We start from the raw sequence: 25,996 nt of genomic DNA on the forward strand, positions 1-25,996 counted from the left end.
TCATCACTTACTAGGAGGATAGATATGGTTAATGAAGCTGAGTTGTTATGGAAGAGTATTATTGAAAAAGGAAAAAGCACAAATGAAAATTTTGCAGAAGCATTGAATTTGCAAACTGGTGCAAAGGATGAACAATTCCAGCTGCTTGAGAACACGCTGGGTATCATACTTCCCGAGCAAATGAAAGCTTTTTACAAAGTACATAACGGTCAGGATTGGAATCTGGGTGTTGAACCTTTTGTACGAAATCTGACACTCTCTCCTATTTCTCAAATTATAGAGAACTGGCAGTTTCTACAGGATGAATTTGATCCAGAGGATCTGGAACCAGACATAGATAACGGAATTAAGCCTTTTCTGTGGAATGCCAAATGGATTCCGATTGCAGAAAACGGTGGTGGCGATTATCTCTGTCTTGACACAGATCCCTCGGAAGCGGGAGTAGCAGGACAAGTATTATATCATTGGCACGACTGGGGAAAGCGATCTGTTGAAGCAAAGAATCTTTTTGAATTCATCGAGATTTGTCTGGGTGAGGATTTGCTCGGATAAAGATTTTGTCTTAAAGAGAGGGAGCTATGAAGAAAAAGTATGCTTTAACCTTTTTTATTCTATTACTCGTTTTAGTTGGTTGTAAGGCAGATAAAGATATTTCCTTCGATGATCGTGACATTAAGTTCAAATTAATTCATTCCAGTTCGGATAAAGAATCAAAATCATATGACATTGAAATAACTAACGCAGGTGAGATTGAAATTAGCTATTTACAGTTCTATTTGCACTTTCCTATTCTTACAGCGAATGGATCAGAGAGTAACCCGTTTAAGATTGAAGGTAAGACAGAGCAAAGAAAACCTGTAAAGCTTAAACCAGGAGAAAGCGTCATATATCAAATCTATGCTCCGATTAAACAAGTTTACGGGGATTCTAAGCTTCTGGATTTTGAAGATCCTTCAATTGAATTATATGGATTCACCAAGAACGGGGCCGATGAAATACCATTTGGTATGAGAGGAGGATTATCCGTTTTTCTAAGATACAATATTGATTGAACTAACTATACAGAAGAACTTAAACGGAGAAGGCGGAATTATTTTGGAGAAACGGAGTGGTCGCCCGAAAGCTTTCCACAGGAAAGCTCGCATCGGAAGCATAAACTGTCACCGGATTTTCAACAATTAAATAATATTCAAAAGAAATCTGGGGGCAACAGCGATCGTAAGAATAATCCGTATTCGTAGTGATGTGAATATTTGGATAAGGAATATCTCTAGGTGTAGTAGGAAGCAACCAAGGGGCAATCCAATTATATAAATCACTGGGATATGAGTTAATCGATATACATTTACTTATGGTTAAAGATATAGTATGAGGATCAATGAATAATGAGGTCTAACTTTTCGGGAGGACGGCATGTCTGCAGAACAAGATCATAAGAAGAGAGTGCTGGAAGTCGTTACCGTGAAACAGCGGGAGGGGGACATATGATTGAAATTGATTGTCTGGGTGAAATTTGTCCCGTCCCTGTCATCATGTTAAAAAAACATCGAGATGCGATCCGGAGCGGTGAAAAGGTCATGTTAGTTACGGATCATAGTTGTGCGAAAACAACAATTACTGATTATTGTCGTAGCGCCAATATGAAATGCTCCATTGATGAAGTGATCAACGGAGTATGGGAGATCACCATCGAAGAGTGATGTGATTTCGATTCAACACAATGTATCAATCAGCGTTTTTTCTATGTATTGGAGTAGTTGCTTCGTGTCGTTATCACAACGCTGATTCTTCTTTTTTATCATATAGACCTCATTGTATATTTGAAATTGATCAATATTTATAATTTTGAGCTGTTTATTATACAGCTCTTTTTTTATGGATATGTAGGGAAGAAAAGCGGCTCCATGGCCTTTGACGGCTGCGAGTTTAACCGCTTCAATGGAGTCCAGATTATAAAGTATATTTAAGTTTAATTCTCGTTCAAGAGTGCTATTTATGGCCTTATGAACATAGCATAGCTGAGCCGACCAGATCAGCGGATAACGGGGAAGCTCGTTTAAAGTAATCTCATCGGGACAAAGGGTCGAACGACTTGTTACAAGCATGACCTTATCCGCGAACACCTTATAGGAACTTAGTTCCGGATTGGATGAAGGTCCAGAAATAAACCCGATATCGCCATCTTCCAGCAGAATACGCTCTTCGATCATGGAAGAGGAGCCTTCATTCAGAGAGATATGACATTTCGGAAACTGTTTCTTTACTTCATACAAAGTGCAGGGAAGGGCATAATTGCATACTTCCGGAATGGCGTAGATAGACAAACAATGTTGGCTTGGTTTCAAATGACTGATCTCCGTAATCATATCATCATACAATTTGCAGATTTGGGCCGCGTACTTCTCGGCAATGACCCCTGCATCCGTAAGACTTGCCCCTTTATTGCTCCTGTGAAGAAGCTCCGTTCCGAGAGTATTCTCCCAAGATTTCAATTGTTGGCTAAGCGCGGATTGGGTCAGGTGAGATTTCTGGGCAGCTTTTGATATGCTCTTTAGCGAAGCAATATCCAGAAATATTTTAAGCGATTCCAAATTCATAAAATCATTCCTCCTGATGCTCGAATTTGAACATTTTGAAGTGCCATTAGCAAAACTTATACAGCATAAATAAAGCATATATCCACGTCTCTAAAAAGTATGTTACTATTTTCACATAGTCAACTGAATATAAATGTTGGGGGTGCAACCATGGGACAAATCGAGCGTCCCGAAACGAAATCAACCCGAACCAGAGCACCGAGAAAACCTAAGAAAAGTCAATTGCCAATTGCTTTGTTGGTAACGGTCCTCGTCATTGTATTAGCATTCTTCTTAAACCGGTACAACGACAAAATGGGTATCTACTTGCTCTTCGGTATTTCGTTTGGAGTTATTTTACAAAGATCACGTTTCTGCTTTACCGCTTCTATGAGGGACCCATGTATTACAGGCAGTACTTCCGTTACAAGAGCTGTATTAATCGCATTCTCTCTTGCTACGATTGGATTCACAGCGATTAAGTACTCAGCGTTCATGGATGGAAATCCGATTCCGGGCATGGGGAATGTCGGTCAGATCAGCTTTGCCTTGGTCATCGGGGCTGTATTGTTTGGTATAGGCATGGTTATTGCCGGGGGATGTGCGTCAGGAACCTTGATGCGTGTAGGGGAAGGGTTTACGATGCAGATGCTGTCACTTTTGTTTTTTGTCATTGGCTCGCTTTGGGGAGCACATGATATGGGCTGGTGGCGGGCACACGTCATTAAGGACTCGCCAGCTGTATTTTTGCCTGATGTGTTTGGATGGCTTGGTGCGTTAATTGTCCAGTTTCTAATTATTCTTCTGTTATATATCGCGGCAGTAAAATGGCAGGAGAAAAAGATGGGCAGCGCCGAATAAGTTTAGTCTTATAAGTGAATTTATTCACAATCGAAACAAACAAAAAAATAATGATAAAGGTGGTTATCAAGATGGCTGAATTTACACTTGATTGTATGGGAGAAGCTTGTCCGGTTCCGTTGATGAGAACAGAGAAGAAAATGGCTGAATTAAACGTAGGCGACGTTCTCGTTGTATCCATAGACCATAGCTGTGCGATGAAGAATGTTCCAGAGTGGGCAAGAAAACAAGGACATAATGTTGAGATCGAAGAGATTGATGACGGCGAATGGGAAGTTGTTATTGAGAAGGCGAAATAGAATTCTGGGGAGAAAGGACGGTGAGTGAAGCGGTGAATGAATTCTGGTTAAAAATATCCTCTAACCGCTTTTACAAAAAGCTGCTGAAAGAGCCGTTAACTTATGTTACCGGAGCTGTACTTCTCGCTGTGTTTGCTACTGCTCATCTGGCCGTTTTCTCTAAAGGATGGGGAGTTACGGGTACATTTGCGGATTGGGGAGCATGGTTATATCAGCTTGTTGGCGGAAACGTTGACAACTGGTCTTACTTTAGCTCGGAAAAATCCCAAGAAACGCTATCCTCCGGGTTTCTGAACGATGGCGGATCGATTCGAAATTTAGGTATTATCGTGGGAGCATTATTAGCAACACTGTTTGCATCCGAGTTCAAGTTGAAAAAGATTAAGTCGAAAAAACAGGTTGCGGCTGCTGTACTTGGTGGTTTGCTCATGGGATACGGCGCCAGATTGGCTAATGGATGTAATATTGGTGCACTGTTTACAGCGATCGCTTCTTTATCCCTTTCAGGATGGATCTTTGGACTGTTCCTGTTTGTAGGTGCATTTATAGGGAGCAAATTGTTGGCCAAGTTTTTTATGTAGAACCGAGAATGAACCAAGATTCAGGGCTGACGTAAGTCAGCCCGTTGTACAAGAGGGGTGAAGGAAATGAATAAGAAAACCGAACAATATGATGTTGTCATCATCGGCGGAGGAGCAGCAGGTTTGACTGCTGGCATTTACTGTGGACGTGCAAGATTGAAAACACTTCTATTAGAAAAATCTCTGGTAGGCGGGCTCGCCACGTATACCAATGAAATAGAAAATTATCCTGGCTTTCCTGAAGGAACGACAGGTACGGAGCTCATGGGACTATTTCATAAACAGGCCAAAAAATTCGGCGTTGACTTCAAAATGACCGATGTCAAAGCGGTAAGTGTAACCGAGGATAAAAAAATAGTCGAAACCTTCCGGACGAATTATGAATGCAAGTCAATCATCATTGCCTCGGGCGGTAAACCAAGGGTTACCGGAGCAATGAATGAGGATCAATTTTTATATGATAAAGGGATTTCCTTCTGTGCAACATGTGATGCGGCAGCCAATACGGGTAAAACCGTTATGGTGATTGGAAGCGGGGATGCAGCGATTGAAGAAGGGATGTTCCTGACCAAGTTCGCGGATAAAGTAATTGTGTCTGTCATGCATGATCATGGCAAAATGGATTGCAATGAAATAGCAAAAACCGAGGCACTGGAAAATCCTAAAATGGAATTCATTTGGAATACGGTGGTGGACTCTTTTGAAGGGGAAGGTCATCTAGATACCGTTGTACTTAAAAACTTAAAAACCAATGAACGGCAGCCCGTCAAGGTTGATTCCTGCTTCCTGTTTATCGGATACACACCGAATACGGAAGTACTAAGCGGCGTAGTGGACATGAACCGGAACGGATATGTTCTTGTTAATGAAAAAATGGAAACGAACATACCTGGTATCTTTGCGGCAGGAGATGTATGTGATAAGTTTCTTAAGCAAGTGGCTACTGCGGTTGGTGATGGTGCGATTGCTGGATATGGTGCAGAAAAGTATATTTCTGAATGTGAGATTTATGAGAACCAGATTCAGAATCATGGCCATCCTTCGCTTGTTTATTTATGGAACGCTACGGATGCCGCATGTCGTGAATTATTGCCGGTTATCGAAAAATTTGAACAATCTCATTCGTCAGAAGTACGGGTTACGAAAGTCGATGTATATAAGTCGCCTGGACTTGCTGCCAAGTTAGGTGTAGATTCCGTTCCTTCCATCGTCTATCTGGCTGATGGGAAAATTCAATCCGTAATCACCGAAAATATAAATGAGGACGCTTTAAATCGACTTTTATCGTAAATCTTATGTTTGGGTAGCGAAGCCTTTCCGGAATCGGAAGGGCTTTTTGCTATATAGCTTCTAGTCTTACATTCTGGTGATTATCCAATGTATAATTACGGAAGAATGAATGAGGAGTAAGGGAGTGAGAGGTATGGCGATCTATATCGCGTTATTACGAGGGATTAACGTCGGCGGTAAGAATATGATCAAGATGGCTGAATTGAATAAAATGTGTGAAGCTTTGGGTCTGAATCGAGTTCAGACGTATATTCAAAGCGGAAATGTTCTTTTCGAATCAAAAGAAGAGGAGGACATACTGCGGAAGACCATGGAGAATGAAATTGAAGCCGTGTTTGGATTTTCAGTCAACGTTATTATAAGAACAGCTGAGGAATTGAAAAAGATTGCCGCGAATAACCCATTTTCAGAAGAAGAAGTTGCCGCAGCGGAAGCTTCGTCTGTCGGAGAGTGCTTATACGTCTCATTGCTGCAGGAAGAACCATCATCGGAAGGGATAGAAAGGCTGAGGGGTTATCAAAGCGATAATGAACAGTTCCGGATAAATGGGCGAGAGGTATTTCTGTTATTCGGCCATAGCGTACGTAATTCCAAACTTACAAACAATCTTCATAGGTTAAATGTCCCGGCGACGGTTCGCAACTGGAAAACAATAAACAAGCTCGTCATGCTGGCAAGTGCCATGGAAGAATCTCGATGAAATAACAATCCCCTTTTCGGTTAACAACCTCAAGGACATCTGAGCAGATGTGGCCTTGAAGTTGTCAGCCTCGAGGGGATTGTTAGTATCATTCATTTATGGATGATGAAATATATTACACTTCGTTCCAAATGCGGTTTACATTGTCGAAAGCAATCTTGGTACCTCGGGTGCACTCTTCCATACCTTCATATTCAATCGACATGTAGCCGTCGTATCCAGACTGCTTCACGATGCGCAATATTTCATACATATCGAGGTCACCCTGTCCTGCAATAGCCCCACGAAGGTAGTTACCGCTTGCGCTGGTGAACCATCCTTCACCTGGGTTACGGTACGATGGACGGATATAGAAATCCTTAATGTGAACCATCGAAGCGTATTTCAAGTTGTTTTTCACGGCGGCTACTGGATTTTCGTCTACACATACGAAGTTGCCGACATCCAGTGTCGTCTTGAAGTTAGGCCGGTCTACCGCATGAATCAGGGATTGTACACGGTCGCTGGCTTGAACATAGAACCCATGATTTTCTACGCTGGTTGTAATGTCATACTGCTTCGCATGATCGGCAATCCGGCGGCAGGCGAGTGCGATCTTTTCCAAATCCTTGTTAAAGTTAGCAATGGATATATCCGGGCGGGAAGCAACATCATGACGCATCAACTTAGCGCCAAGGCGGTTAACACGATCTACTTCGCTTATTACACGGGCAATTTCCGCTTCATACTGCTCTTCCGTTTCTGTAATGAAGTTCGCCCCAATCGCGTAATTGGAAATATCAATGCCTACAGATTTGGCCTTCTCTACGATTTGCTCTTCGAGTTCGGGATTCACATCAAAGTCGAAACCGAGTTTTGGCACGATTTCAATATGCTGGGCACCAATTTCGGCTGTCCATTCAATCACTTCCGCGATGCTCATTTTTCCCGCATGCATCGCTTGAAATAAACTATAAGAACTAATTCCTAACTTCATGCTGTTTGCTCCCTTCAGATGTTAACTTCATTTAGCCTCGATAAGATTTGATGAACTCAACGGCTTTACGGATATCATGCTCCGGATTGCTGCCGACTTCTCTTTCGATGGTTAAGTAACCGCCATACCCGATTTCTTGAAGTGCTGCAAAATAGGCTGGAAAATCCACTTTTCCCTCACCCAGCGGTACTTCTTCAAATGCGGCACCTGAGGCTGCCATCTCGGCAATCTTCTCGTGATCCATCGCACCGTATCCGAGAAAACCGTATACATCTCTAGGATCAACCGGACGAAGACGCTTTCCGTCCTTGACATGGGTGTGAACCAGATAATCTTTCAACAGCTTAACGCCTTCTACAGGATCGTCACCTGTAACCATAACCATATTGGCAGGGTCAAAGTTGACGGAGACACCGTTCGTGCTCAGTGTATCCAGGAAGCTCTTCAAATGCGCAGCCGGTTCTGGTCCGGTCTCAATGGCGAAGTAAGCATTCATGCTCTTTGCATATACGCCAAGTTCGTCACAAGCCCGCTGCATAGCGTCATAAATACGGCCGTTTTTATCGTCAGGAACGATACCGATATGAGTGGTCACGACGGAACTACCAAGTTCTACAGCCAGATCAAGAATGCGCTTGGATTTTTCCACTTTCTCAGGGTTCGCTTCAGCATCCTGGAAGCCATGACCGGCCAAGTCACCGCATAGAGCAGAAATCTCTAGTCCTAGTCCGTCAATGTAGCTGCGAAGCTCTTTGCGTTTAGTTGGTGAAAGGGTTGCAGGGTCCATCTCGCCGGATACGGCGTAGATTTGAACGCCATCGGCTCCAACTTCTTTTGCTTTTTTTAGGCCTTCCATAACGCCTACTCCGAAGCTATCTACAATAACACCAATTTTGTTATTCAAATTCATAGCGGCTTTAGCCTCCTAAGTATAAAAGATAGTGTGAATTACTTCGTGATCAAAAGTCGACTAGAAGTAGATTTCGATTCCTTCTGCGGCGGACTTATACACTGCGTTCAGGATTTTTATCATCTCCACACCGTCTTCTACAGGGCTGTTGGTTTCGATATTTCCAAGACAGCTGTCGATAAAGTGATTGATTTCGTTGTCGAAGGCTCCTTGGAAGTCAAAGCCTGGTGTAGTGATCTGAGGATCAATATTAATGATCGTGTTATGACGTTCTGTAACGATAGACAGTGCCGGCTCAATTTCAGCGCCACCTTTGTCACCATAAATGTTAATTTGACTTGATTCTTTTTTAGCATGAAGCGAGAAGCTGACGTCAACCATAATGGATGCTCCATTCTCAAAACGAATGAGTGCATTCGCCATATCTTCAACCGTGTTGAAAGATGCGTCATAATCTGCAGCTTGATAGAAGTCAAAATGTTCAATATTAGAGCGGTTTCCAAGCTTGTTGTAAGTATTACCGCTTACGGATTTCACTTTAGGTCTGCCCATCAGGTACCAGCAAAGGTCAATGACGTGCACGCCGATGTCAATCAGCGGTCCTCCGCCGGAACGTTCTTTATCTGCGAACCATCCACCCGGATTGCCGAGACGACGGATCAAGCTGGCTTTGGCAAAATAAATTTCCCCGAGATCGCCTGCATCGATAAACTTCTTCAGTACAGAAATGTTGGACGCATGACGGCGCACATAACCAACCTGAAGGAATTTGCCTGTCTCACGTACAGCTTGCTCAACTTGAAGAGCTTCATCTACTGTTTTGCACAGCGGCTTCTCACACAGAACGTTCTTGCCTGCACGAAGTGCAGCGATACTGATTTCGGCATGGGTATTGTTCCAGGTACAAACGCTGACTGCATCTACTTCGGTGTTCGCCAGCAGCTCATGATAATCGGTATATACGTGAGAAGCGTTATATTTTTCAGCCTTTTCGCGGGCTCGGTCCTCTTTTAAATCACAGACAGCTACCACCTGCACATTAGGATTATTTTGATAAGCTTGGAAATGACTTTCAGAGATCGAACCGCAGCCAATCACACCAATTTTCACTTTACTCATGTTTACGCTTACATCCTCTCTTTATCTACGCCGTAGAACTGCTATATAATGCGATATTTACAACGCAGATATGTTATATTTATTCAAGTAAGTACAATTTAACATAGTTGTTTTAAAGGGAGAATGTGCAGGATGACAAAATACATGGATTATATGATCAGTTCTCATCCTATTCGAGTCTTTAACCCAATGATCGATTCCAGCAAGCAGAAGATCAAGTCGCTGACGGTTATAAATGCGGGTCATTTGCCAGGCAGAACCTTACAGAGAAAGGATGCCAAATTCCACAACTGGGCGTTTGTTATGATCACAGGCGGGAGTGGTTATTACCAGGTGAATGGTGGAGAAATACAGAAGGTAGAGGCAGGAAGCTGGTTTTGTCTGTTCCCCGGCGCATCGTTTGATTATGGACCATATACCGATGGGCACTGGGATGAATATTATTTTACAGTGGACGGGTACAGAGTTATGGAGTGGCTGGAGCACTGGCTTCCTAATCCGGAAATGATCAAAAAGGCTACGTTTGACGATTCACTCATTCATCGGATGGAAATGATGTTTATGCTGATTGATAGTGGAGTTTCCAGCAATATGGACCGAGCTGCATTAATTTTGGAGGCCTTCCTCTATGATCTCGTATCCCAATCGGACCGCAGCGAGTTGAACAATCGGGAAAGTTTCGTGGTAAAAGTGATCGACGATATTTCGCAGTCATTATATATGAAGCAGGAACCAGCAGATATGGCTTCGAGACATCACATTTCCGTTTCCACGCTCCGCAGAATTGTTCATGAGCATACCGGTTATCCGCTCAATGAATTTCTGCACCGGCTTAAAGCAGCGGAAGCAAAAAATATTTTGCTCAACACAGAACTGACGGTCAAAGAGATTGGCGAAGCTCTCGGGTATAAAGATACATTTTATTTCTCCCGAGTGTTCAAACGAATTACCGGTGTCTCTCCAAGGATCTACCGCGATAGGGTCGGGCAGTAGAGACCAGAATGATTTTTGCCGGATCAGGCGATGGTCCGTGACATGTAATAAAGGGATACAGGAGCGAACAAGATCCGACCTAAGGTACTATCCATGGTCGGGTCTTGTTGTATACAGTTGGGAGGATAGAGTTCAGAATATGAATCATTTTAAAGAGATTACAACAAGTAGACTTTTACTAAGAGAGCTAAGTTTGAGGGACGCAGAGTCGGTCTTTAGACATTTTTCCGATCCAGAGGTAACCCGGTTTATGGATATAGATCCTTGTGAGCAACTTGAAGAGGCTGAGGAGATTATCCAATTTCATATTGATGATTCGGGTTGTAGATATGGATTTTTTATTAAGTCGAGTGGTGAGTTAGCAGGAACTTGCGGATATCATTGTTGGGTGAAAGAAGTTCCTTCGAGAGCTGAAATCGGATTTGATCTGTCTAGTCTATATTGGGGACAGGGCTTTATGCAGGAAGCCCTTGTTGAAATTCTGAAACTTGGATTTGGTGACATGCAGCTTGATATCATCGAAGCCACTGTTGAACAAGACAATATCCGATCACAGAAACTATTGACTAAAATGAATTTTACAAGAGAAGACGAACTAAGAGACGGCCTTTACTACTATACTTTACAAAAATAGATAACAACTTCGAAGTGATTACATAGTGAAGGACCTATTGGATATAAAGAGTTATTTAGAGGGCAACTACGCATAAATTGATAATAATATCCCAGAGAATACCTCATGGGGAAATGTTATATTATACCTATAAAAAGGGGCGAGAAGGATGAGTGAGTTGTTCATTGTCAGAGAAGCTACGATTGAAGATTTAGACGGGATAGCTGTCTTATTTAATCATTATCGAACATTTTACAAGCAAGATTCTGATCTGGAGGGTGCCAAGGCATATCTGAGTGAACGATTTGAACAGCGAGAGTCCGTCATATTTACGATCATCGAGAGATCATCAGATCAGTATGCCGCATTTACGCAGCTGTATCCTTCATTCTCGTCCATATCCATGCAGAGATCTTGGATTCTGAATGATCTGTATGTACATGAGGATTACCGCAAGCAAGGAGTAGCGCAATTATTGTTAGATGCAGCCAAAAGCTATGCTCAAGAAACGAAATCGAAAGGTCTATCTCTTTCTACAGCAGCAGATAACGTTATAGCACAGAGACTATATGAGAGAAATGGATTTGTTAAGGACGAGGAATTTTTCCATTATGATTTAAATGTATCGATTGGATAAAAAATCATAGAGGAGGATAACGAATATGCATCAACCCTTTCATGAGAATGAGAGAATAACGAGTGAGGAAGAACTTCGGGAAATGTTAGGTTACCCAAGTCCACTGGTCGTGAAAAAAACGATTGATCACATAGACAGTCATGCGATGAACTTTATTCGGCAATCGCCAATCATTTTTATATCCACCTCAGATGTTTCAGGGGCTTGCGATGTTTCTCCGCGTGGTGACGCCGCAGGATTTGTTCATATGATTGACAGTAAACATCTGGTTATTCCTGAACGTCCGGGAAACCGCCGCATGGATTCTATATTAAACATTCTAAGTAATCCTCACATCGGAATTGTCTTTGTGATTCCACAGATTGAAGAAACATTAAGGGTCAATGGGAAGGCATGTGTTATTAAAGATAAAAATATTTTGGAATCCATGATGGCAAACGGAAAGATACCATCGGTCGGAATCGGTGTAACGGTGGAGGAATGCTACATACACTGTGCTAAGTCTTTCAAAAGATCAAAGCTATGGGATCACGAAAGCTGGCCAGATCGCAGTACATTACCCAAGCCTTCAGAAATACTGGCAGCCCATACCGGAGCAAGAGAAGAGGATGTCCGGAAGTCGTTAAAGGAATCATACGAGAAGAGACTGTACTGAGTTTGGAGGATTGTTTTGAACAACAAAGAGCAGCCAACCTGTTTTTTTAGTACTTTTGATGATGAAAATAACCTGAAGAAGTGGCCCGAGCAATAAAGGAGTATTTAAGTACAGTAGTCTAAGAAAATAGAAATACAAAATAAGGGGTAGATACTATTGTCATTTCTAAATGTATTGGATAAGGGATATGTACGGCTTGTGAATCATATGGGGTCGGATTTGACTGTTGTAAATGCTGCACGAGTTTCTTATGCGAAGGAATCGTCTGAACTTAACGACAAAGACATTAAACTCATTAAGTTTCTGGCCCGAGAAGGCCATACGTCGCCATTCAGACATGTGATTGTACAATTTGAAATATATGCTCCATTAATGGTAGCGAGACAGTGGTGGAAATATGTGATTGGCTCGGCTCATTTTGAAGGTACTGGTGATAGCTTTGAGGCTTGGAATGAATCAAGTCGGAGATATATTACGGAGGAACCTACATTTTATATTCCGGGGTCTGGAGAATGGAGAAGTAAACCGGAAAATTCCAAGCAAGGCAGCGGAGATATTTTAGATGAAACGATTGGAATGAAACTTACATCCGAATTGTTAGAATACATAGATTCAGGAATTCAAAAGTATGAAACTGCATTAAACAACGGGGTATGTGCAGAACAAGCTCGGTTGTTCTTGCCTGCCTATGGAATGTATGTTAGGTGGTATTGGACCGCCTCACTTCAATCCGTTTGCCATTTTCTGAATCAAAGGCTTGAACATGATGCGCAGAAAGAAATACAGGATTATGCAAAAGCTATATTAGAGCTAATCAAACCACTGTACCCGCATTCAATAGATGAATTAATAGAGCTTGGCTAGAAAAGTTGAAACAAAGGAGAACATTATGTATCAAATCATTCAATGGTCCAGTGACCAGCAGGTATACCAGTTATCCGAAGAATTCTCCCTGATCAAAGCAGATAAGGAAGAATGGGGCGTTTATAGCTCGGTTTATTACAACTCTGAATATAACGGTTTTTTCAAGGAAAGCGTGTATGATTTTCATCTACAAAGAGACCCGTTCTGGATTTATAAAGGTGAGCAAAGGATAGGCGGGCTCGTTATTGCGCCCAATGTCTTATATTTATTGTTTTTCATTCCTCCGTTTCATGTAGAGTTTCAAGTTGTTACTTTACTGAAAAAAGCACTGCTTACATGGTCAGATCCCTCAGAACCTATTATTGTTTACGAAATTTTACAGGATCACGTGGATTTCTTTGCACGGGCAGGGTTTTGGCCTGATGAATACAGATGTAAGTGGATGCAGCGCCCAACTGAGCAGTATGCATTGAATTGGGACGAAGGTCTGATTGCTATAGAGCCACAGCTTGCAGCTGAGAATGGTGATGCAAAGAAACTAGTAAACACTCAGGACATAGAACATTTTTTCTACGAATGTAATGTGGGCAGCATTGATGCTATTAGACGAAAGCAGGAGTCAGCAGATTGTTATAAGGACATGATTGGCTCCTACGCTTATCAAACCAATGAATTAACTTTAGCAGCTTCTACGTTAGTATATGATCGGCAAAGTAATCGTCTTATAGGAGCCTGCTTAGTTTCGTGGGAAGGTTATTTTCCAGCTATATATAATATAGGTGTTCTTCAAGAATATCGAGGTAGGGGATTAGCTACAAATATGTTGAAAAAAGCGCTAACCATGTTAAAGCCTCATTTTCCAATACTGAGATTATATGTGATGCAAGGGAACTCTGCCGAATCTGTATACTATAATATAGGCTTTAAACCAGGGCCATTGGAAGTTCAAAGGTTTCACCTGACAACCAAATAGAAAGCAGCATTTTAAAGGAGGAATTACGGTGAAGATCGGGTTTATTCTTTTTAACGATATTACGTTTTTAGACTTTATTGGTTTTTATGATGTCATTTACCGGTTAAATCTTTTTGATCAAACCAAGGGAACGACGTGGGATATTTGTGGGCTAACGGAAGAAGTTACGGATGAATTAGGGCTGACTATAAAAGTGAACACGATCAAGCCGGATTTATCACAATATGATATGGTGTTCATTCCTGGGGGAATTGGGACGAGAAAGTTACGGTATGATCAGGAGTTTATCGATTGGTTGCGATCAGCTGAACCGTGCAAATATAAGGTGTCTGTATGTACAGGTTCGCTGTTGTGGGGTGCCGCCGGATTTTTAAAAGACAAAGCTGCAACAACACATCCAGGAGCCTATGATCTGCTCGAACCATACTGTAAGGAAGTTATTCAATCCAGAATTGTCAGAGACGGCAATATCATTACAGCAGGCGGAGTAGCTACCTCCATCGACTTGGGGTTATACCTGATCAAGTTATTTGGAGGGGAAGATGGAGTGGTACAGGTCAAGAAACAGATTGATTATCCTTATGAAGCTGAGGGTATTGTGGAGATTAATTGAAGCATAAACTCTCAAATTATCTATCAGGTGAGGGCAAGCCTCAGCCTCCTTTCTTTAAAAAAATGGTTGACGACAAAAAGTGTCAATGCTATACTCCACTTAACTTATCGGAATTATAAGTTAAAGACAAATAAACCCATTCTACCGGACAGCCGGAGATGCATCTTCTCGATTGAGATGTATTTCCGGCTGTCTTTTTTTAAGGAGGCGTCAACAAGATGCAATACAGAACACTTGGAAGAACAGGACTGAAGGTCTCCGAAGTAAGTCTTGGAACGATGGCATTTGGCCGTTGGATTAATGAACAGGCTTCAGCCAGGGTGCTGGATCAGGCACTGGACATGGGTATCAATCTGGTGGATACGGCTGATGTGTATGGCAAGGGTATGGACAATGGAAGCCTATCTCAGCTTGGGGAGTCGGAGACGATACTAGGCAACATATTAAAAAATAGACGTCATGACATTTTGCTGGCAACCAAGCTGCATAATGTGATGGGTCCAGGAGTGAACGACCAAGGACAGAGCCGGTATCATATCTACCGTGCGCTTGAAAGCAGTCTTAGGCGTCTTCAGACGGATTATATCGATCTGTACCAGGTACACCGTTTCGACCCCCATACGCCGCTGGAAGAAACGCTTCAGGCGCTGGATGATTTGGTCAAGCAAGGGAAGATCCGCTATATCGGTTGTTCTAACTATGCCGCGTGGCAGCTTGCCAAGGCCCATGGAATAAGCGCACTCTATCATTTGCGCCGCTTTGAGAGTGTGCAACCAGAGTACAGTCTGATTACCAGAGGAATAGAACAGGAACTGATCCCTTTTGCACAATCTGAGCAGGTGGGGGTTATTGTGTACAGTCCGCTCGGAAGAGGGATTTTGTCAGGAAAATATCGATCCGGTGAAGCCCCGCCTTCGGAATCGCGTTTGGCTGCAGGAGAGCAGCGATTACAAGCGCTGCTAAATCAAAAACATGCGTTAAAGATTGTTGATATCATTCGTCCCTTGGCGGAGAAGCGTGGTTGGAGCCTTCCTCAGTATGCTGTGAATTGGGTGTTGAGTCGTCCTGGCATTACATCTGCCATCGTGGGTGCTTCGAAACCTGAGCAACTACAGGAGACGCTTCGATACTCAGATGAGCGGCTGGACTCGGAAGAATTAGCCGAGATTGACCGCCTTTCCATTGAGACGCTTGAATAGCACGGCAGAGTAACTTCTGTTCATCCCAACATTTTTTCATACAACTATTACATACAGGAAGGTGACTAGAATGAGTTCACAACAGCAACAACGTCAATTGCATCTGGGGTTATTTTTGTTCGGAACGGGCTATCATCCCGCCGGGTGGAGACTTCCAGAAGGGCGAACGGATGGTGCATACGATCCACATTTTTTAAAGGAAATTGTGCAAAAACTGGAACAGGCCAAATTTGACTTTTTCTTCCTTGGAGACCGTCTGGCAACGAGTGCAGACATGCAGTATTTATTCCCGTCCCAAATGAACCGTCTGGAGCCGTTTACGTTGCTGTCCTATTTGGCGGCTGTGACGGAGAAAATCGGCTTGATCGGCACGGTGAACACGACTTATGCCGAGCCCTATAATATCGCCCGCATGACGGCTTCTTTAGATCATTTGAGTGGCGGAAGAGCTTCATGGAACGTAGTGACAGGATCGGATCCTAGAGCGGCCCAAAACTTCAGCCGCGAGAAGCACTGGGACAATGCCAAACGGTATGACTATGCCGAGGAATTCATTGAAGTGATAAGCGGGTTGTGGGATACATGGGAGGATGATGCCTTACCACGAGACAAAGAATCCGGTGTTTTTGCGGATAGCAGCAAGGTGCACGAGTTGAATCACAGTGGCGAGCATTTCTCTGTAGCAGGTCCGCTCAATGTAGCTCGTCCGATTCAAGGACAGCTCCCGTTAATTACAGCAGGTACATCTCCGCGCAGCCAGTTATTGGCGGCCAAATACTCTGATATGGTGTTCACCGGTACGAATGTTAAGGAGGTTGCACAGGCTTTTTATAAGGAAGTGAAGAGCAAGCTGCGTGAGTATGGCAGAACGGATTCGGATCTGAAAGTACTGCCTGGTCTTGTACCGATTGTTGGCAGAACAGATGAAGAGGCTCGGGCCAAATACAATGAGTTGAACAGTCTGGTCGTCACGGACTATGATCTTAAACCTTTATCCGATAAATTGGGTATTGATCTGACCGGTATTGATCTAAACGCTCCCCTGCCGGATTTATCTTCTTCAGAAGTTGCACTCCATTGGGCTGAACTGGCAAAAAAGGCAAATGGACGCGAGGATATTACGTTACGGGATTTATTCTACTTCTTTACCGTGACCGTGAGAGGACATCTGCTTGTCGTAGGAAGTGCGGAGCGGATAGCCGAACTGATCGAAGAATGGTTCGTTGATGAGGCGGCAGATGGCTTCAATGTATGCCCTCCGTACATGCCTGGAGGATTGGATCTGTTTCTGGAACTCGTCGTGCCAGAGCTTCAACGTAGAGGTATATTCCGGACAGAATATGAAGGGAGCACATTCCGGGATCATCTTGGTTTGGGGCGACCGGGAAATCGCTTTGAGCTTCAACTCAAGGGGTGAACATATGGGTACTCAGACATCAGGAAAGTACCGAGGAATTCTTGCTGGTCAGCTTGTACTCCTATTAATCCTTCTTGCCCTCTGTGAATTGCTGGTTAGAACGGAAGTGGTAAGCAGTCTCTATCTACCGGCACCAACACAGGTAATTAAAGCAATGTTAGAGCTATTTGTAGATAGTGAAATCTATAAACATATTTACGTTACACTAGGTGAATTTGTGGTCGGTTACAGTGTCTCCGTCATTACGGGAATAGCTGTTGGCATGTTTATGGTGCTTGTGCCTTGGGCTGAAAAGTTCTTCCGCCCGTATTTATCCGCGTTGATGGCGATTCCAAAGGTAACGATTGTACCTCTGCTGGCGCTCTGGCTCGGCATTGGTGTGATCCACAAAATTTCGATTGTCTTTTTATTCTGTTTCTTTACGATTGCGATGAATACGATCACGGGGATTAAACAAACGGCGGATCAGCATATGAAAGTTGCTCGGGTGTTTGAAGCCAGCCGTTATCAGACCATTATGAAGGTGATTTTGCCTTCTGCCGCGCCGACGATATTCACTGCTCTGCGAATTTCGGCTGCAACCGGTCTTGTCGGAGCGCTGTTCGGTGAAATGCTGGCTTCGAAAGACGGTCTTGGTAATATTTTGGTCAAGGCTACGTCTCTATATAATACGGCACAGGCCTTTGCCATTGTTGTATTGGTAACACTCGTATCTGTGCTGCTTATCGCACTGATCGATCTGCTCGAACGTAAAGTTTTTATGAAATGGAAGTCCTCTTAAATAGAAGAATTGAGAGTCAAATTTGGCAGGGGGAATGTTGCATGAATATAAAGAGAAATCGTCTTTTCATTACAGTTGCTTTATCAGCTATGCTTCTCTCACTGCTCGCAGGATGCGCAGGTAATGCTGATTCAAACACGGCTAATCCGTCGTCCAATGGATCAGGGGGGCAGAAGCTAGAGAAGATCCGTTATGCACCGCTTAGCGGTGTAAGTGGGCTGGCTGTGTCATTCGGTGCAGAAAAAGGATTTTTTAAAGAAGAAGGGCTGGACGTTGAATTCATTAGCACCAAAGATCCGATTGCTGGCTTGACGAGTAAAGATATCGATGTGGTGGATGTAGCCACAACTACAGCTATCGTAGCGGCAGGAAAGGGTGCGCCGATCAAGATTGTGTCTTCTATGTTCCGTACAAAGGGCCCGTTCTATTTAATTGCATCGCCTGGCATTGATCGGGTTGAGGACCTGAAAGGGAAAAAAGTTGGGGTTGCCCTCTTCGGAAGCGGCCTTGAAGTGTATACAAGAGTAATTCTGGAGAAGCACGGAATAAATGCCGATGATGTTACGCTAGTAGCCAACAGTACACACCAAGCAGCTTATGCAAGTTTGGAAACAGGCCAGGTAGATGCGACCATTATCCACGAACCTTTTGCTTCGTTGGTAGAGAAGGAAGGGAAGGGCAAAATTATTGCCACCGGTTGGGATTACCTGCCGACATTTCATACAGGGGTTCTTGCCGCCCGGCAAGGGATTTTAGAAGACAAACCGGAACTGGTGAAAAAGCTGATTCGCGCTTACTTCAAATCGCAGGAATATGCAAAGAGCCACCCGGAGGAGTTTAAGGAATATTATCTGAAAAATATAGATATCGATCCGGATGTACTTGACCAGTCATTAAAGCGTGAAGACGTTCTGTGGGAGAATAATCCCGATGTAAATGTCGATGCGCTGAACGATACACAAAAGATCCAGAAGGAATTAGGTTTCCAAGATGAAATATATGACGTGGAAAGCATTTTGGACTTGCGATTTATTCCACAAAAATAATACCGTTGGGGAGGGATCCATATGGCTGGTTTCACCGTGCATAACGTATCCAAAGTCTATGACGGAGCCGTACCAACGGTAACGCTGAAGGACATCAATCTGACCGTGGAAGATGGTGAGTTCCTCTGCATTCTCGGTCCGAGCGGCTGCGGGAAAAGTACGCTGCTAGAACTGCTTGCGGGACTTCAAGGACCAACCGAGGGAAGTATATTGCTAGACGAAGAGCGGTTGAAGGGACCTGACCGTAAATTAGGCGTCGTCTTTCAAGACCCCTCTCTCTACCCGTGGCGTACAGTAGATCAAAATGTAGGTCTTGGGCTTGAGTTTGCGGGTATTGGTAAAGCTGAGCGTAAGGAACGCGTTGATAAATATTTAGAGATGGTTGGCTTGCTGGGCTTTGGGTCCAAGTATCCACACCAACTGTCCGGCGGAATGAAGCAGCGTGCAGGCATTGCCAGAGCCCTTGTCGGTAATCCTGAAGTGCTGTTAATGGATGAACCGTTTGGTGCCGTAGATCATCTCACGAGGCTGCAGCTTCAGAGTGATCTGTTGCGGATCTGGGAGGAGGAACAGAAGACGGTGGTGTTCGTAACGCATGATGTCTCGGAAGCGGTCTTTCTCGCAGACCGTATCGTGTTGCTGTCACCGCGACCTGGACGGATTCACCGTGTTTTCAATATTACTCTCGCACGTCCACGTAAGCTTGATGATGCTGGTCTCCTAAAGATCCAGAATGACATATATTCTGCCATTTATGATGTGAAAACCGAGGAAGATTTGGAGTTTACCATTTAGTGAAAAGGTGACAGGAGGAGAAGCTGATGTCTAATCTGGTCAGTCAGGAATGGGTGCTTGAACGGATTCAGTCAGGAAATGGACAGTTTGTTATAACAGACGTCAGATTTCAACCGGGAGATGCGGAGTACGGTATAAGTTCATTTACTTTGCAGCATCTGCCGGGAGCAGTGTATGTTGATTTGAAAAAAGATCTGACAGACCATCTAGGTAAGCATGGCGGACGGAGTCCGCTTCCTGATCCGCAGCGGCTTGCAACGACATTCGGAAGTCTCGGCATCGACCGGAGCACTCCCGTAGTCATATATGATGATGACCTAAGGCCAGAAGCTGCCCGGTTATGGTGGATATTGAAGTATCTTGGACATGAGCAGGCTTACATTTTGGATGGAGGATTCAAGGGCTGGGCTGATGCCGGACTTCCTCTGACCGCCGAGGAGACTGAAGTGACACCCCGGAACTTTGAAGTGGAACTGCGCCCCGAACTGCTGGCAGATGTGAACGATGTAAGAGCAGCCCTGGACAGAAGGGGGGAAGTCACCCTTATAGATTCAAGGGATAGAAAGCAGTATACAGGCGAATCCGCGCCATTGGATCCGGTAGCAGGTCACATACCAGGTGCCATTCATGCCTTTTGGAAGGACGGTATTCAGGATAACGGGAGTTTGAAATCACCGGTAGTGCAGCAAGAGCGGTTTGCCGATGTCGATCCTGACCGAGAAGTCATCGTGTACTGTGGTTCCGGTTTGTCCGCGTGCCCGAATGTCTTGGCGTTGCAGGAAGCGGGATATAGCAATGTAAGATTATATGCTGGGAGCTGGAGCGATTGGATTTCTTACGAGGAGAATCCGATTGCGACTGGAAATGAGAAAAACGTAAGAGCCCGCGTCTGACGCGGGTTCTTTTTGTTGGGACTATGGTTGTCTTGACAGAGCAACCGAGTACCTTAATACCTCCATGCGGAAAATAGTTAGAAAAACAAAATGTCTTGTAAGAAGCGGAAAAAGAGGTTAATATATTTTTATTGACTGTAAAATGAATTTGTAGTCAATAAAAGGAGAGGGATTATGCCTAAAATTGTCACTGAACATGAAAAAGAAATGGTTAGAGAAGCGATGTATACAAAAGGGATTGAATTGATTCGCAAAAAAGGCGTAAAGCGGGTTACTGTGGAGGATATCACCATGGCGACAAATATCGGTAAGGGTTCCTTTTACTCGTACTACAATTCCAAAGAAGAACTCCTCTATACGATTATCAAAAAGAGCGAGAATAGAATGTTTGAAAGAGTCGAGTCCGTTTTGTCCGAAAAAATAAAATTGAAAGAAAGGCTTGTAAAGGCATTGAAGGAAATCTATCTGGCAGCGGACAGTATTGTTCTTTACGTTTCTCCAGCGGACATAGAGTATCTGCTTCGTAAGCTTCCAGATGAGGCGGCAGACTGGGAAGCATCAAAATCAAACGACTATTTTAGCAGGACACTGTCGCTTTGCGGCATTGACGAATCGGGATGCGAGATGGATGTGCTTGCTTATTTAATGAATGCGCTCCATTATATTGGTTCGACAGATATGTCTTTTGGTGAGAGGGGAAGAGAGAAGGCCTTGGATATACTCGTCTATTCCATTGCCGACTATATGGCGGGGGGAGCTAAGCAATGAGCGTTTTAATGATAGTTTTAGGCGGATTGCTTATTTTAATGGTTTGCTTGGTTCTGTTTGTCCAGTACAAGAAAAAGATGAAGGCAAATCAAATTCAGATTTCTCCCATGAGTAATGGCATTGATTGCAGAGAATTCGTAACCATCGGCGGTATTTCGCAATATTTGCATCATCGGGGCGAGGACATTGACAATCCTGTGATGCTGTTTTTGCATGGCGGCCCGGGAGAGCCTATACTACCGTTTGCCCAAGAGTTTCAAATTCCGTGGGAGAAGCGTGTCACGGTCGTACATTGGGATCAAAGAAACAGCGGCAAAACTTATTTCAATAATGATCCGAAACAAGTAACGCCCACAACTACGGTTGACCGTATCGTTCAGGATACTTATGAAATTGTGGAATATTTGAAAAACAAGTATAACAAAGAGAAGATTATTATTTTGGGACATTCATGGGGATCGGTGTTAGGCAGCTTGTTCAGTAAAAAATACCCGGAGCTTGTACAGGCTTATATCGGCGTTGGACAGGTTGTCAATATGATTGACAATGAACGCGTTGGCTATGAAAAAGTACTGGAATCGGCAAAAGAAGCGGGAAACGACAACGATTATCGAGCTCTTCTTCGTTTGAAACCTTACCCTCCGCTCGCATTCGATGACGAAATGATCAGGAAACTTATGAAGGTTCGAAAATTTCAAAGAAAATATAAGTTATCGGCTGGCCCAACAACAGAGCTTATCATCAATGCTTTATGTTCACCATTTTATAGTCTCAAGGATATGAGTTATTTTTTCATCTCCGGAGCATTTGGCGACGGACAGTGTCATATTTGGAAATATTTAATGGAATCATACGATTTGTCGTCTATGGGCGCTCCATTTGAAATACCTGTCTTTTATATACATGGTGAGCAGGACTGGCAAACACCCTATCCGCTGGCACAGGAATTCTTTACAACAATACAAGCGCCGCTCAAGCTGTTTTACTCCATTCCGGATGCGGGTCATATTGCCATGCTTGACCGTAAGGAGAAATTCAACGAGGCGTTATTTGATATTTTGGAGCGAACGAATGTAATGGCAACGGCCAAGTGAGTCTCTGCACGGTGCTCCGTTAATACAGGCAGATGCGCTTATTGTCGCGGTCAATATCCAAGCAATTTTACGAAATGGCGAAAGTGTATTAAAATGCTTGCTGGCGAGATGTTGAAGGCTCCCCATAGGATTGGGCTGAATCCGTCAGCCACCATCCATTCGTACAATCGTTAGGGCTTATTAGCATATTGGAAGGTACACAAAAAGCCAAAGAGCTCCGCCTTGTGCAGGCAGGCGCTCTTTGGCTTAAAATATACTGGCTTACGCTTTCGAGCTAACCAATATTTTAATTTCGTGTTTTCGATTCGTGATCGCTCTAATGAACAACCCGATCGCCAATCCAGCCAGCTAGCTCTTCGGTCTGGGCAAGAACAGCGAGCGGATCGTAATACCAGGATCGCTCTTCGGGCCATATGTATAACTGGTCATTCTTCACCGCCGGAAGATTGCCCCATAGCGGATCGGCCCTGAAATCCTCCACCGTTCGTTTGTTGGAGGTCATAATGATATAATCGCCGGCATACTGATTCAGCATTTCGTCCGATATTTCAGCCCACTGCTTGTCTATAATTTCATCCGCGACACCGGCCGGAGGCTTGCGGCCCAATGCTTGATACACCGGCTGGCCGCCACGGCCGAAGTTATCCCCGTATACCCAGGTAGTCTTGTCGGCGTGCTCCATGATGGAGAAGGTGGCATCTGCGGGAATAGCAGCATCGACGGTAGCTTTGGCTGCGGCAATGCGACGATCATATTCAGCGAACCATGCCGTTGCCTCGGCTTCTTTGCCGAACAGCTTGCCGAAATAGGACAGTTCCTCATGCACATTTTTCAATTCGCCGTAGGGAATGACGACTGTCGGCGCAATTTTGCTGAGCATATCGTAACTCTCACCATTGCCGGTAATGATGAGATCCGGGTTGAGAGAGAGGATCTGCTCGACGGATGGCTTCCCGTATACCCCTGTATCTGCAACTCCATTCAGCGCTTCCTTGAAGTAATAGTTTTGTATCGTCAAGCCGGGTGCGCCAACAGGGATGACATCCAAGGCAATCAGGCTGCCCAAATATTCCTCAGCCACGATACGCTTAGGGTGAACTGGAATGTCAATATCCCCATTGATGGTTGAGATGGTTTTCATTGCAGCCGCTTCCGACGAAGCTTCGTCAGGATGGGATGATTGGTCGCCGGAACCGCCATCTGTAGTCTGCGCGGATTCTCTGCCATCAGGCGTGACACTGCGTTTGTCCGGCTTTGTTCCAGCGCAAGCAGAGAGAATGGCAGCCAACAGGAGTAAGAGTGAGAAGAAGTAAGTGAATTTACGATTGCTGTATCGCGGTTGAGAAAACAATGGTGTATCCCCCTTTTATTTGACAACGATAATCATTATCAATTATATCAACAACACTATACAACACGGAAAGGGGGATGGCTATGTCTTCAAATGATGGCCGGTCATGCAAATTTGTGATGTCAGCGCTCGAAGTAGTTCATCAAGCTGAGCCTGTGAAGAGATTGGATCATATCCAAAAAACAATTCCGGCTGGTTTAACAGATATACTCGATTATTTCGGACGCAATCCATATTCAGCCATTTCGAAGATTGGAATAATCGCTGGATGCGTGGCTGAACTTCTGGAGCAGAAGGCAGCGCAGTGATAAAAATATGATCGGCTGGATAGGACGGAATCGATTCGATCTCGGCTTCTATATATCCGCGTGCCGATATCCTTTGCTCCAACAATCGGGAGGGAGGACGAAAGCCGATATCTTCATAGAGGATATGGCACCCTCGTCCGAAGCTGCTGCTGAAGCAGTAAGCGGTGTGGGAACCGATTTCCCAGACAATCGCGGTTCCCCGGCTGCCCAGCTCCCGATCAAGCAGAAGATTGCCCTTACCGATTAGCTCATCATAATGAGTCAGCCAGCGCTCTGCTTGAAGCCTCTTGTCTGCAATATCGGCGATTAGACGGAACTGTTCACGCCAGTTCATCGTCATGAACGGCAGTCCCAGCACCGGCGCCACCGGAAGCAGACCCTCGTTCTCATCCGCCGTGCTGTAATTGATGATAACATCCGGCTGTGCGGCGGCGATCGCTTCGCAGTAAGCCGAGCGGGAGTGTCCGTACGGATTCAGCTTCGATCCTATCTTTCTATTGCTGCTGCGCTGCATCTGCTCCAGCCACGACGAATAGACACCCAGCTCGGGTACGACATCCAGCGCGATTAAGCTTGCGGTATGATTGAGATTCAGAGCGGCAATTCGTTTGCGCTTGCGCTGATAGGCGGTAGGGGACAGTCCGATCGACTCTTTGAATTTGCGGCTCAAATAAAAGCCTTCCTTATAGCCCACCTCCTGAGCCAGCGTAGTCAAATCCGGCGCACCGGTCAAGATGCGGCGTTGGGCGCTGCGAATCCGAAGCAGGGTTAGATGGGCATTGAAGGTGCGACCGGTATGTTTACGGAACGTGCGCGAAAAATGTTCTGGACTTACATTGGCTAAATCAGCCATATGCTCTCGCGTCAGGTCGTCGTTGTAGTGGCTTTGCATATAATGCAGGGCTTGTTCCAGCCAGCCGTTAGCTGGCTGCTGCCTGCTCACCAGCTCATTGGACAGCTCTGCCAGTAGTTCGATGAACAGCTGTTGAGCCTTGAACGGCTTGCCGAGTTGCGGCTCTCTCCAGACAGTTTCCAGCTCATCTGCCAATCTTATTATTTTGGCCGGGCAACGGTGCAGCGGTACTGGGTGCTTCAAGCCGTTCGGCGCAGAACCGCTGACGGTCAAGCAGCGGTACTCGATTCGGGTTCCTCGCAACAGGGAACCCGGCTTCATTGGAAGATCCAGTGTCGACGCAGCATCGCATAGAACTACGCTTCCCCGGCACAGCTCATGCTGATCATCGTTGATACAGAGCAATCCGTCTCCTCCCCTTACAATCAGGATACGGAATAACGCTGATGTTTCTTCCAGGGTATCGTACACACCTGGCTCGCCTAATCCGGTTACGCGAATGGGCATAAAAAAGGAGTTAGGGGTTATAGGCATCCCTTCGCAAGTAGAGGGGGATTTATGCATTGTACTCTCTCCTAGATAATGATAATCATTTTCAATGTTTAAAAGTGTATTATACCAAAAGCTCCGGTTAATTGGCGAGGTGCCTCGGGCGCTCCACTATAAGCCCAGAGAGAATATTAAAGTTTTTGGGGGATCCATTGTAGTATCTAGAGGTAAGATACATTTACGGGAACGTTACCGGGATATGTAGCATTATTTGGTGATGAAATAAGGGCAATGATAACTTTCAGTATATTTGAGGATGCTTGCGAAATTGTATCTCTTGAC

General features: G+C 44.5%; 29 protein-coding genes. 23 read left to right on the plus strand and 6 right to left on the minus strand.

Going from position 1 to position 25,996, the window contains the following annotated elements:
- Positions 1–24 precede the first annotated feature (24 nt).
- The 3 genes from AC2TF5_RS08455 (at position 25) to AC2TF5_RS08465 (ending at position 1,700) form a co-directional block, all read left to right on the plus strand.
- The gene (locus AC2TF5_RS08455) at positions 25–552 is read left to right on the plus strand and encodes an SMI1/KNR4 family protein (RefSeq protein WP_491301733.1); all 528 of its coding nucleotides are present in this window, start codon (positions 25–27) and stop codon (positions 550–552) included.
- 26 nt (positions 553–578) lie between these two features.
- Entirely contained in the window at positions 579–1,052 is a 474-nt protein-coding gene (locus tag AC2TF5_RS08460; RefSeq protein WP_491301734.1) for a hypothetical protein, read from the plus strand.
- Positions 1,053–1,484: 432 nt separating this feature from the next.
- On the plus strand, positions 1,485–1,700 hold the full coding sequence (locus AC2TF5_RS08465; RefSeq protein WP_491301735.1) for a sulfurtransferase TusA family protein: 216 nt from the start codon (positions 1,485–1,487) through the stop codon (positions 1,698–1,700).
- Positions 1,701–1,712: 12 nt separating this feature from the next.
- Here the strand turns inward: AC2TF5_RS08465 and AC2TF5_RS08470 are convergent, their stop codons facing one another.
- Positions 1,713–2,597 carry a LysR family transcriptional regulator gene (locus tag AC2TF5_RS08470; protein ID WP_491301736.1) on the minus strand — a complete coding sequence of 295 codons (885 nt, stop codon included), beginning with the start codon at positions 2,595–2,597 and terminating at the stop codon, positions 1,713–1,715.
- 150 nt (positions 2,598–2,747) lie between these two features.
- Between AC2TF5_RS08470 and AC2TF5_RS08475 the strand changes: the two genes are divergently transcribed.
- The 5 genes from AC2TF5_RS08475 to AC2TF5_RS08495 all read left to right on the plus strand — a co-directional run bounded on the left by AC2TF5_RS08475 (position 2,748) and on the right by AC2TF5_RS08495 (position 6,307).
- Positions 2,748–3,437: a YeeE/YedE thiosulfate transporter family protein gene (locus tag AC2TF5_RS08475; RefSeq protein WP_491301737.1), complete on the plus strand. Its 690-nt coding sequence runs from the start codon at positions 2,748–2,750 to the stop codon at positions 3,435–3,437.
- A gap of 71 nt (positions 3,438–3,508) precedes the next feature.
- The gene (locus tag AC2TF5_RS08480) at positions 3,509–3,736 is read left to right on the plus strand and encodes a sulfurtransferase TusA family protein (protein WP_491301738.1); all 228 of its coding nucleotides are present in this window, start codon (positions 3,509–3,511) and stop codon (positions 3,734–3,736) included.
- 20 nt (positions 3,737–3,756) lie between these two features.
- Positions 3,757–4,317: a YeeE/YedE thiosulfate transporter family protein gene (locus AC2TF5_RS08485; protein WP_241929972.1), complete on the plus strand. Its 561-nt coding sequence runs from the start codon at positions 3,757–3,759 to the stop codon at positions 4,315–4,317.
- A gap of 66 nt (positions 4,318–4,383) precedes the next feature.
- Positions 4,384–5,607, plus strand: coding sequence for an FAD-dependent oxidoreductase (locus AC2TF5_RS08490; protein WP_491301739.1), 1,224 nt, complete (start codon positions 4,384–4,386; stop codon positions 5,605–5,607).
- A gap of 133 nt (positions 5,608–5,740) precedes the next feature.
- Entirely contained in the window at positions 5,741–6,307 is a 567-nt protein-coding gene (locus AC2TF5_RS08495) for a DUF1697 domain-containing protein (protein WP_491301740.1), read from the plus strand.
- Positions 6,308–6,422: 115 nt separating this feature from the next.
- On the opposite strand, the gene AC2TF5_RS08500 is transcribed toward AC2TF5_RS08495, so the two are convergent.
- Genes AC2TF5_RS08500 through AC2TF5_RS08510 form a run of 3 tightly spaced genes read right to left on the minus strand, consistent with a single transcriptional unit; the run spans position 6,423 to position 9,312 of the window.
- Positions 6,423–7,283, minus strand: a complete 861-nt coding sequence (locus tag AC2TF5_RS08500) for a sugar phosphate isomerase/epimerase family protein (protein ID WP_491301741.1) — start codon at positions 7,281–7,283, stop codon at positions 6,423–6,425.
- 31 nt (positions 7,284–7,314) lie between these two features.
- Complete coding sequence (locus AC2TF5_RS08505; protein ID WP_491301742.1) at positions 7,315–8,193, minus strand: sugar phosphate isomerase/epimerase family protein; 879 nt, start codon at positions 8,191–8,193, stop codon at positions 7,315–7,317.
- Between the two features lie 60 nt (positions 8,194–8,253).
- Positions 8,254–9,312: a Gfo/Idh/MocA family protein gene (locus tag AC2TF5_RS08510; RefSeq protein WP_491301743.1), complete on the minus strand. Its 1,059-nt coding sequence runs from the start codon at positions 9,310–9,312 to the stop codon at positions 8,254–8,256.
- Between the two features lie 132 nt (positions 9,313–9,444).
- Between AC2TF5_RS08510 and AC2TF5_RS08515 the strand changes: the two genes are divergently transcribed.
- From AC2TF5_RS08515 to AC2TF5_RS08585, 15 genes are all read left to right on the plus strand, one after another.
- Positions 9,445–10,305 carry a helix-turn-helix transcriptional regulator gene (locus AC2TF5_RS08515; RefSeq protein ID WP_491301744.1) on the plus strand — a complete coding sequence of 287 codons (861 nt, stop codon included), beginning with the start codon at positions 9,445–9,447 and terminating at the stop codon, positions 10,303–10,305.
- 139 nt (positions 10,306–10,444) lie between these two features.
- On the plus strand, positions 10,445–10,939 hold the full coding sequence (locus tag AC2TF5_RS08520; RefSeq protein WP_491301745.1) for a GNAT family N-acetyltransferase: 495 nt from the start codon (positions 10,445–10,447) through the stop codon (positions 10,937–10,939).
- Positions 10,940–11,087: 148 nt separating this feature from the next.
- Positions 11,088–11,555, plus strand: a complete 468-nt coding sequence (locus AC2TF5_RS08525) for a GNAT family N-acetyltransferase (RefSeq protein ID WP_491301746.1) — start codon at positions 11,088–11,090, stop codon at positions 11,553–11,555.
- Between the two features lie 25 nt (positions 11,556–11,580).
- On the plus strand, positions 11,581–12,210 hold the full coding sequence (locus AC2TF5_RS08530; RefSeq protein ID WP_491301747.1) for a pyridoxamine 5'-phosphate oxidase family protein: 630 nt from the start codon (positions 11,581–11,583) through the stop codon (positions 12,208–12,210).
- A gap of 207 nt (positions 12,211–12,417) precedes the next feature.
- The gene (thyX, locus tag AC2TF5_RS08535) at positions 12,418–13,074 is read left to right on the plus strand and encodes an FAD-dependent thymidylate synthase (protein WP_491302842.1); all 657 of its coding nucleotides are present in this window, start codon (positions 12,418–12,420) and stop codon (positions 13,072–13,074) included.
- 25 nt (positions 13,075–13,099) lie between these two features.
- Positions 13,100–14,047, plus strand: a complete 948-nt coding sequence (locus AC2TF5_RS08540; RefSeq protein WP_491301748.1) for a GNAT family N-acetyltransferase — start codon at positions 13,100–13,102, stop codon at positions 14,045–14,047.
- 28 nt (positions 14,048–14,075) lie between these two features.
- Complete coding sequence (locus AC2TF5_RS08545) at positions 14,076–14,660, plus strand: DJ-1/PfpI family protein (RefSeq protein ID WP_491301749.1); 585 nt, start codon at positions 14,076–14,078, stop codon at positions 14,658–14,660.
- A 218-nt stretch (positions 14,661–14,878) separates the two neighbouring features.
- Entirely contained in the window at positions 14,879–15,859 is a 981-nt protein-coding gene (locus tag AC2TF5_RS08550; protein WP_491301750.1) for an aldo/keto reductase, read from the plus strand.
- A gap of 70 nt (positions 15,860–15,929) precedes the next feature.
- The gene (locus tag AC2TF5_RS08555; RefSeq protein ID WP_491301751.1) at positions 15,930–17,276 is read left to right on the plus strand and encodes an LLM class flavin-dependent oxidoreductase; all 1,347 of its coding nucleotides are present in this window, start codon (positions 15,930–15,932) and stop codon (positions 17,274–17,276) included.
- A 4-nt stretch (positions 17,277–17,280) separates the two neighbouring features.
- The gene (locus tag AC2TF5_RS08560) at positions 17,281–18,057 is read left to right on the plus strand and encodes an ABC transporter permease (RefSeq protein ID WP_491301752.1); all 777 of its coding nucleotides are present in this window, start codon (positions 17,281–17,283) and stop codon (positions 18,055–18,057) included.
- Between the two features lie 41 nt (positions 18,058–18,098).
- Entirely contained in the window at positions 18,099–19,103 is a 1,005-nt protein-coding gene (locus AC2TF5_RS08565; RefSeq protein WP_491301753.1) for an ABC transporter substrate-binding protein, read from the plus strand.
- A gap of 21 nt (positions 19,104–19,124) precedes the next feature.
- Positions 19,125–19,898, plus strand: a complete 774-nt coding sequence (locus AC2TF5_RS08570; RefSeq protein ID WP_491301754.1) for an ABC transporter ATP-binding protein — start codon at positions 19,125–19,127, stop codon at positions 19,896–19,898.
- Positions 19,899–19,924: 26 nt separating this feature from the next.
- Positions 19,925–20,791: a sulfurtransferase gene (locus AC2TF5_RS08575; protein WP_491301755.1), complete on the plus strand. Its 867-nt coding sequence runs from the start codon at positions 19,925–19,927 to the stop codon at positions 20,789–20,791.
- A gap of 174 nt (positions 20,792–20,965) precedes the next feature.
- The gene (locus AC2TF5_RS08580; RefSeq protein ID WP_491301756.1) at positions 20,966–21,559 is read left to right on the plus strand and encodes a TetR/AcrR family transcriptional regulator; all 594 of its coding nucleotides are present in this window, start codon (positions 20,966–20,968) and stop codon (positions 21,557–21,559) included.
- The gene (locus AC2TF5_RS08585) at positions 21,556–22,653 is read left to right on the plus strand and encodes an alpha/beta fold hydrolase (protein WP_491301757.1); all 1,098 of its coding nucleotides are present in this window, start codon (positions 21,556–21,558) and stop codon (positions 22,651–22,653) included. The genes AC2TF5_RS08580 and AC2TF5_RS08585 overlap by 4 nt, the downstream gene beginning before the upstream one ends.
- 316 nt (positions 22,654–22,969) lie before the next feature.
- Here the strand turns inward: AC2TF5_RS08585 and AC2TF5_RS08590 are convergent, their stop codons facing one another.
- Entirely contained in the window at positions 22,970–24,004 is a 1,035-nt protein-coding gene (locus AC2TF5_RS08590; RefSeq protein ID WP_491301758.1) for an ABC transporter substrate-binding protein, read from the minus strand.
- An 81-nt stretch (positions 24,005–24,085) separates the two neighbouring features.
- Positions 24,086–25,729, minus strand: coding sequence for a helix-turn-helix domain-containing protein (locus tag AC2TF5_RS08595; protein WP_491301759.1), 1,644 nt, complete (start codon positions 25,727–25,729; stop codon positions 24,086–24,088).
- Positions 25,730–25,996 lie beyond the last annotated feature (267 nt).

Source organism: Paenibacillus sp. JNUCC 34, assembly GCF_058269055.1.

Excerpts from the sequence above, each read along its gene's own strand:
- AC2TF5_RS08465 (WP_491301735.1), top strand. The coding sequence starts at position 1,485 with ATGATTGAAATTGATTGTCTGGGTGAAATTTGTCCCGTCCCTGTCATC.
- AC2TF5_RS08475 (WP_491301737.1), top strand. The coding sequence starts at position 2,748 with ATGGGACAAATCGAGCGTCCCGAAACGAAATCAACCCGAACCAGAGCA.
- AC2TF5_RS08575 (WP_491301755.1), top strand. The coding sequence starts at position 19,925 with ATGTCTAATCTGGTCAGTCAGGAATGGGTGCTTGAACGGATTCAGTCA.
- AC2TF5_RS08500 (WP_491301741.1), bottom strand. The coding sequence starts at position 7,283 with ATGAAGTTAGGAATTAGTTCTTATAGTTTATTTCAAGCGATGCATGCG.
- AC2TF5_RS08525 (WP_491301746.1), top strand. The coding sequence starts at position 11,088 with ATGAGTGAGTTGTTCATTGTCAGAGAAGCTACGATTGAAGATTTAGAC.
- AC2TF5_RS08460 (WP_491301734.1), top strand. The coding sequence starts at position 579 with ATGAAGAAAAAGTATGCTTTAACCTTTTTTATTCTATTACTCGTTTTA.
- AC2TF5_RS08550 (WP_491301750.1), top strand. The coding sequence starts at position 14,879 with ATGCAATACAGAACACTTGGAAGAACAGGACTGAAGGTCTCCGAAGTA.
- AC2TF5_RS08580 (WP_491301756.1), top strand. The coding sequence starts at position 20,966 with ATGCCTAAAATTGTCACTGAACATGAAAAAGAAATGGTTAGAGAAGCG.
- AC2TF5_RS08515 (WP_491301744.1), top strand. The coding sequence starts at position 9,445 with ATGACAAAATACATGGATTATATGATCAGTTCTCATCCTATTCGAGTC.
- AC2TF5_RS08510 (WP_491301743.1), bottom strand. The coding sequence starts at position 9,312 with ATGAGTAAAGTGAAAATTGGTGTGATTGGCTGCGGTTCGATCTCTGAA.
- AC2TF5_RS08455 (WP_491301733.1), top strand. The coding sequence starts at position 25 with ATGGTTAATGAAGCTGAGTTGTTATGGAAGAGTATTATTGAAAAAGGA.
- AC2TF5_RS08520 (WP_491301745.1), top strand. The coding sequence starts at position 10,445 with ATGAATCATTTTAAAGAGATTACAACAAGTAGACTTTTACTAAGAGAG.
- AC2TF5_RS08555 (WP_491301751.1), top strand. The coding sequence starts at position 15,930 with ATGAGTTCACAACAGCAACAACGTCAATTGCATCTGGGGTTATTTTTG.
- AC2TF5_RS08560 (WP_491301752.1), top strand. The coding sequence starts at position 17,281 with ATGGGTACTCAGACATCAGGAAAGTACCGAGGAATTCTTGCTGGTCAG.
- AC2TF5_RS08585 (WP_491301757.1), top strand. The coding sequence starts at position 21,556 with ATGAGCGTTTTAATGATAGTTTTAGGCGGATTGCTTATTTTAATGGTT.
- AC2TF5_RS08495 (WP_491301740.1), top strand. The coding sequence starts at position 5,741 with ATGGCGATCTATATCGCGTTATTACGAGGGATTAACGTCGGCGGTAAG.
- AC2TF5_RS08480 (WP_491301738.1), top strand. The coding sequence starts at position 3,509 with ATGGCTGAATTTACACTTGATTGTATGGGAGAAGCTTGTCCGGTTCCG.
- AC2TF5_RS08490 (WP_491301739.1), top strand. The coding sequence starts at position 4,384 with ATGAATAAGAAAACCGAACAATATGATGTTGTCATCATCGGCGGAGGA.
- AC2TF5_RS08505 (WP_491301742.1), bottom strand. The coding sequence starts at position 8,193 with ATGAATTTGAATAACAAAATTGGTGTTATTGTAGATAGCTTCGGAGTA.
- AC2TF5_RS08540 (WP_491301748.1), top strand. The coding sequence starts at position 13,100 with ATGTATCAAATCATTCAATGGTCCAGTGACCAGCAGGTATACCAGTTA.
- AC2TF5_RS08595 (WP_491301759.1), bottom strand. The coding sequence starts at position 25,729 with ATGCATAAATCCCCCTCTACTTGCGAAGGGATGCCTATAACCCCTAAC.
- AC2TF5_RS08565 (WP_491301753.1), top strand. The coding sequence starts at position 18,099 with ATGAATATAAAGAGAAATCGTCTTTTCATTACAGTTGCTTTATCAGCT.
- AC2TF5_RS08470 (WP_491301736.1), bottom strand. The coding sequence starts at position 2,597 with ATGAATTTGGAATCGCTTAAAATATTTCTGGATATTGCTTCGCTAAAG.
- AC2TF5_RS08530 (WP_491301747.1), top strand. The coding sequence starts at position 11,581 with ATGCATCAACCCTTTCATGAGAATGAGAGAATAACGAGTGAGGAAGAA.
- thyX (WP_491302842.1), top strand. The coding sequence starts at position 12,418 with ATGGGGTCGGATTTGACTGTTGTAAATGCTGCACGAGTTTCTTATGCG.
- AC2TF5_RS08570 (WP_491301754.1), top strand. The coding sequence starts at position 19,125 with ATGGCTGGTTTCACCGTGCATAACGTATCCAAAGTCTATGACGGAGCC.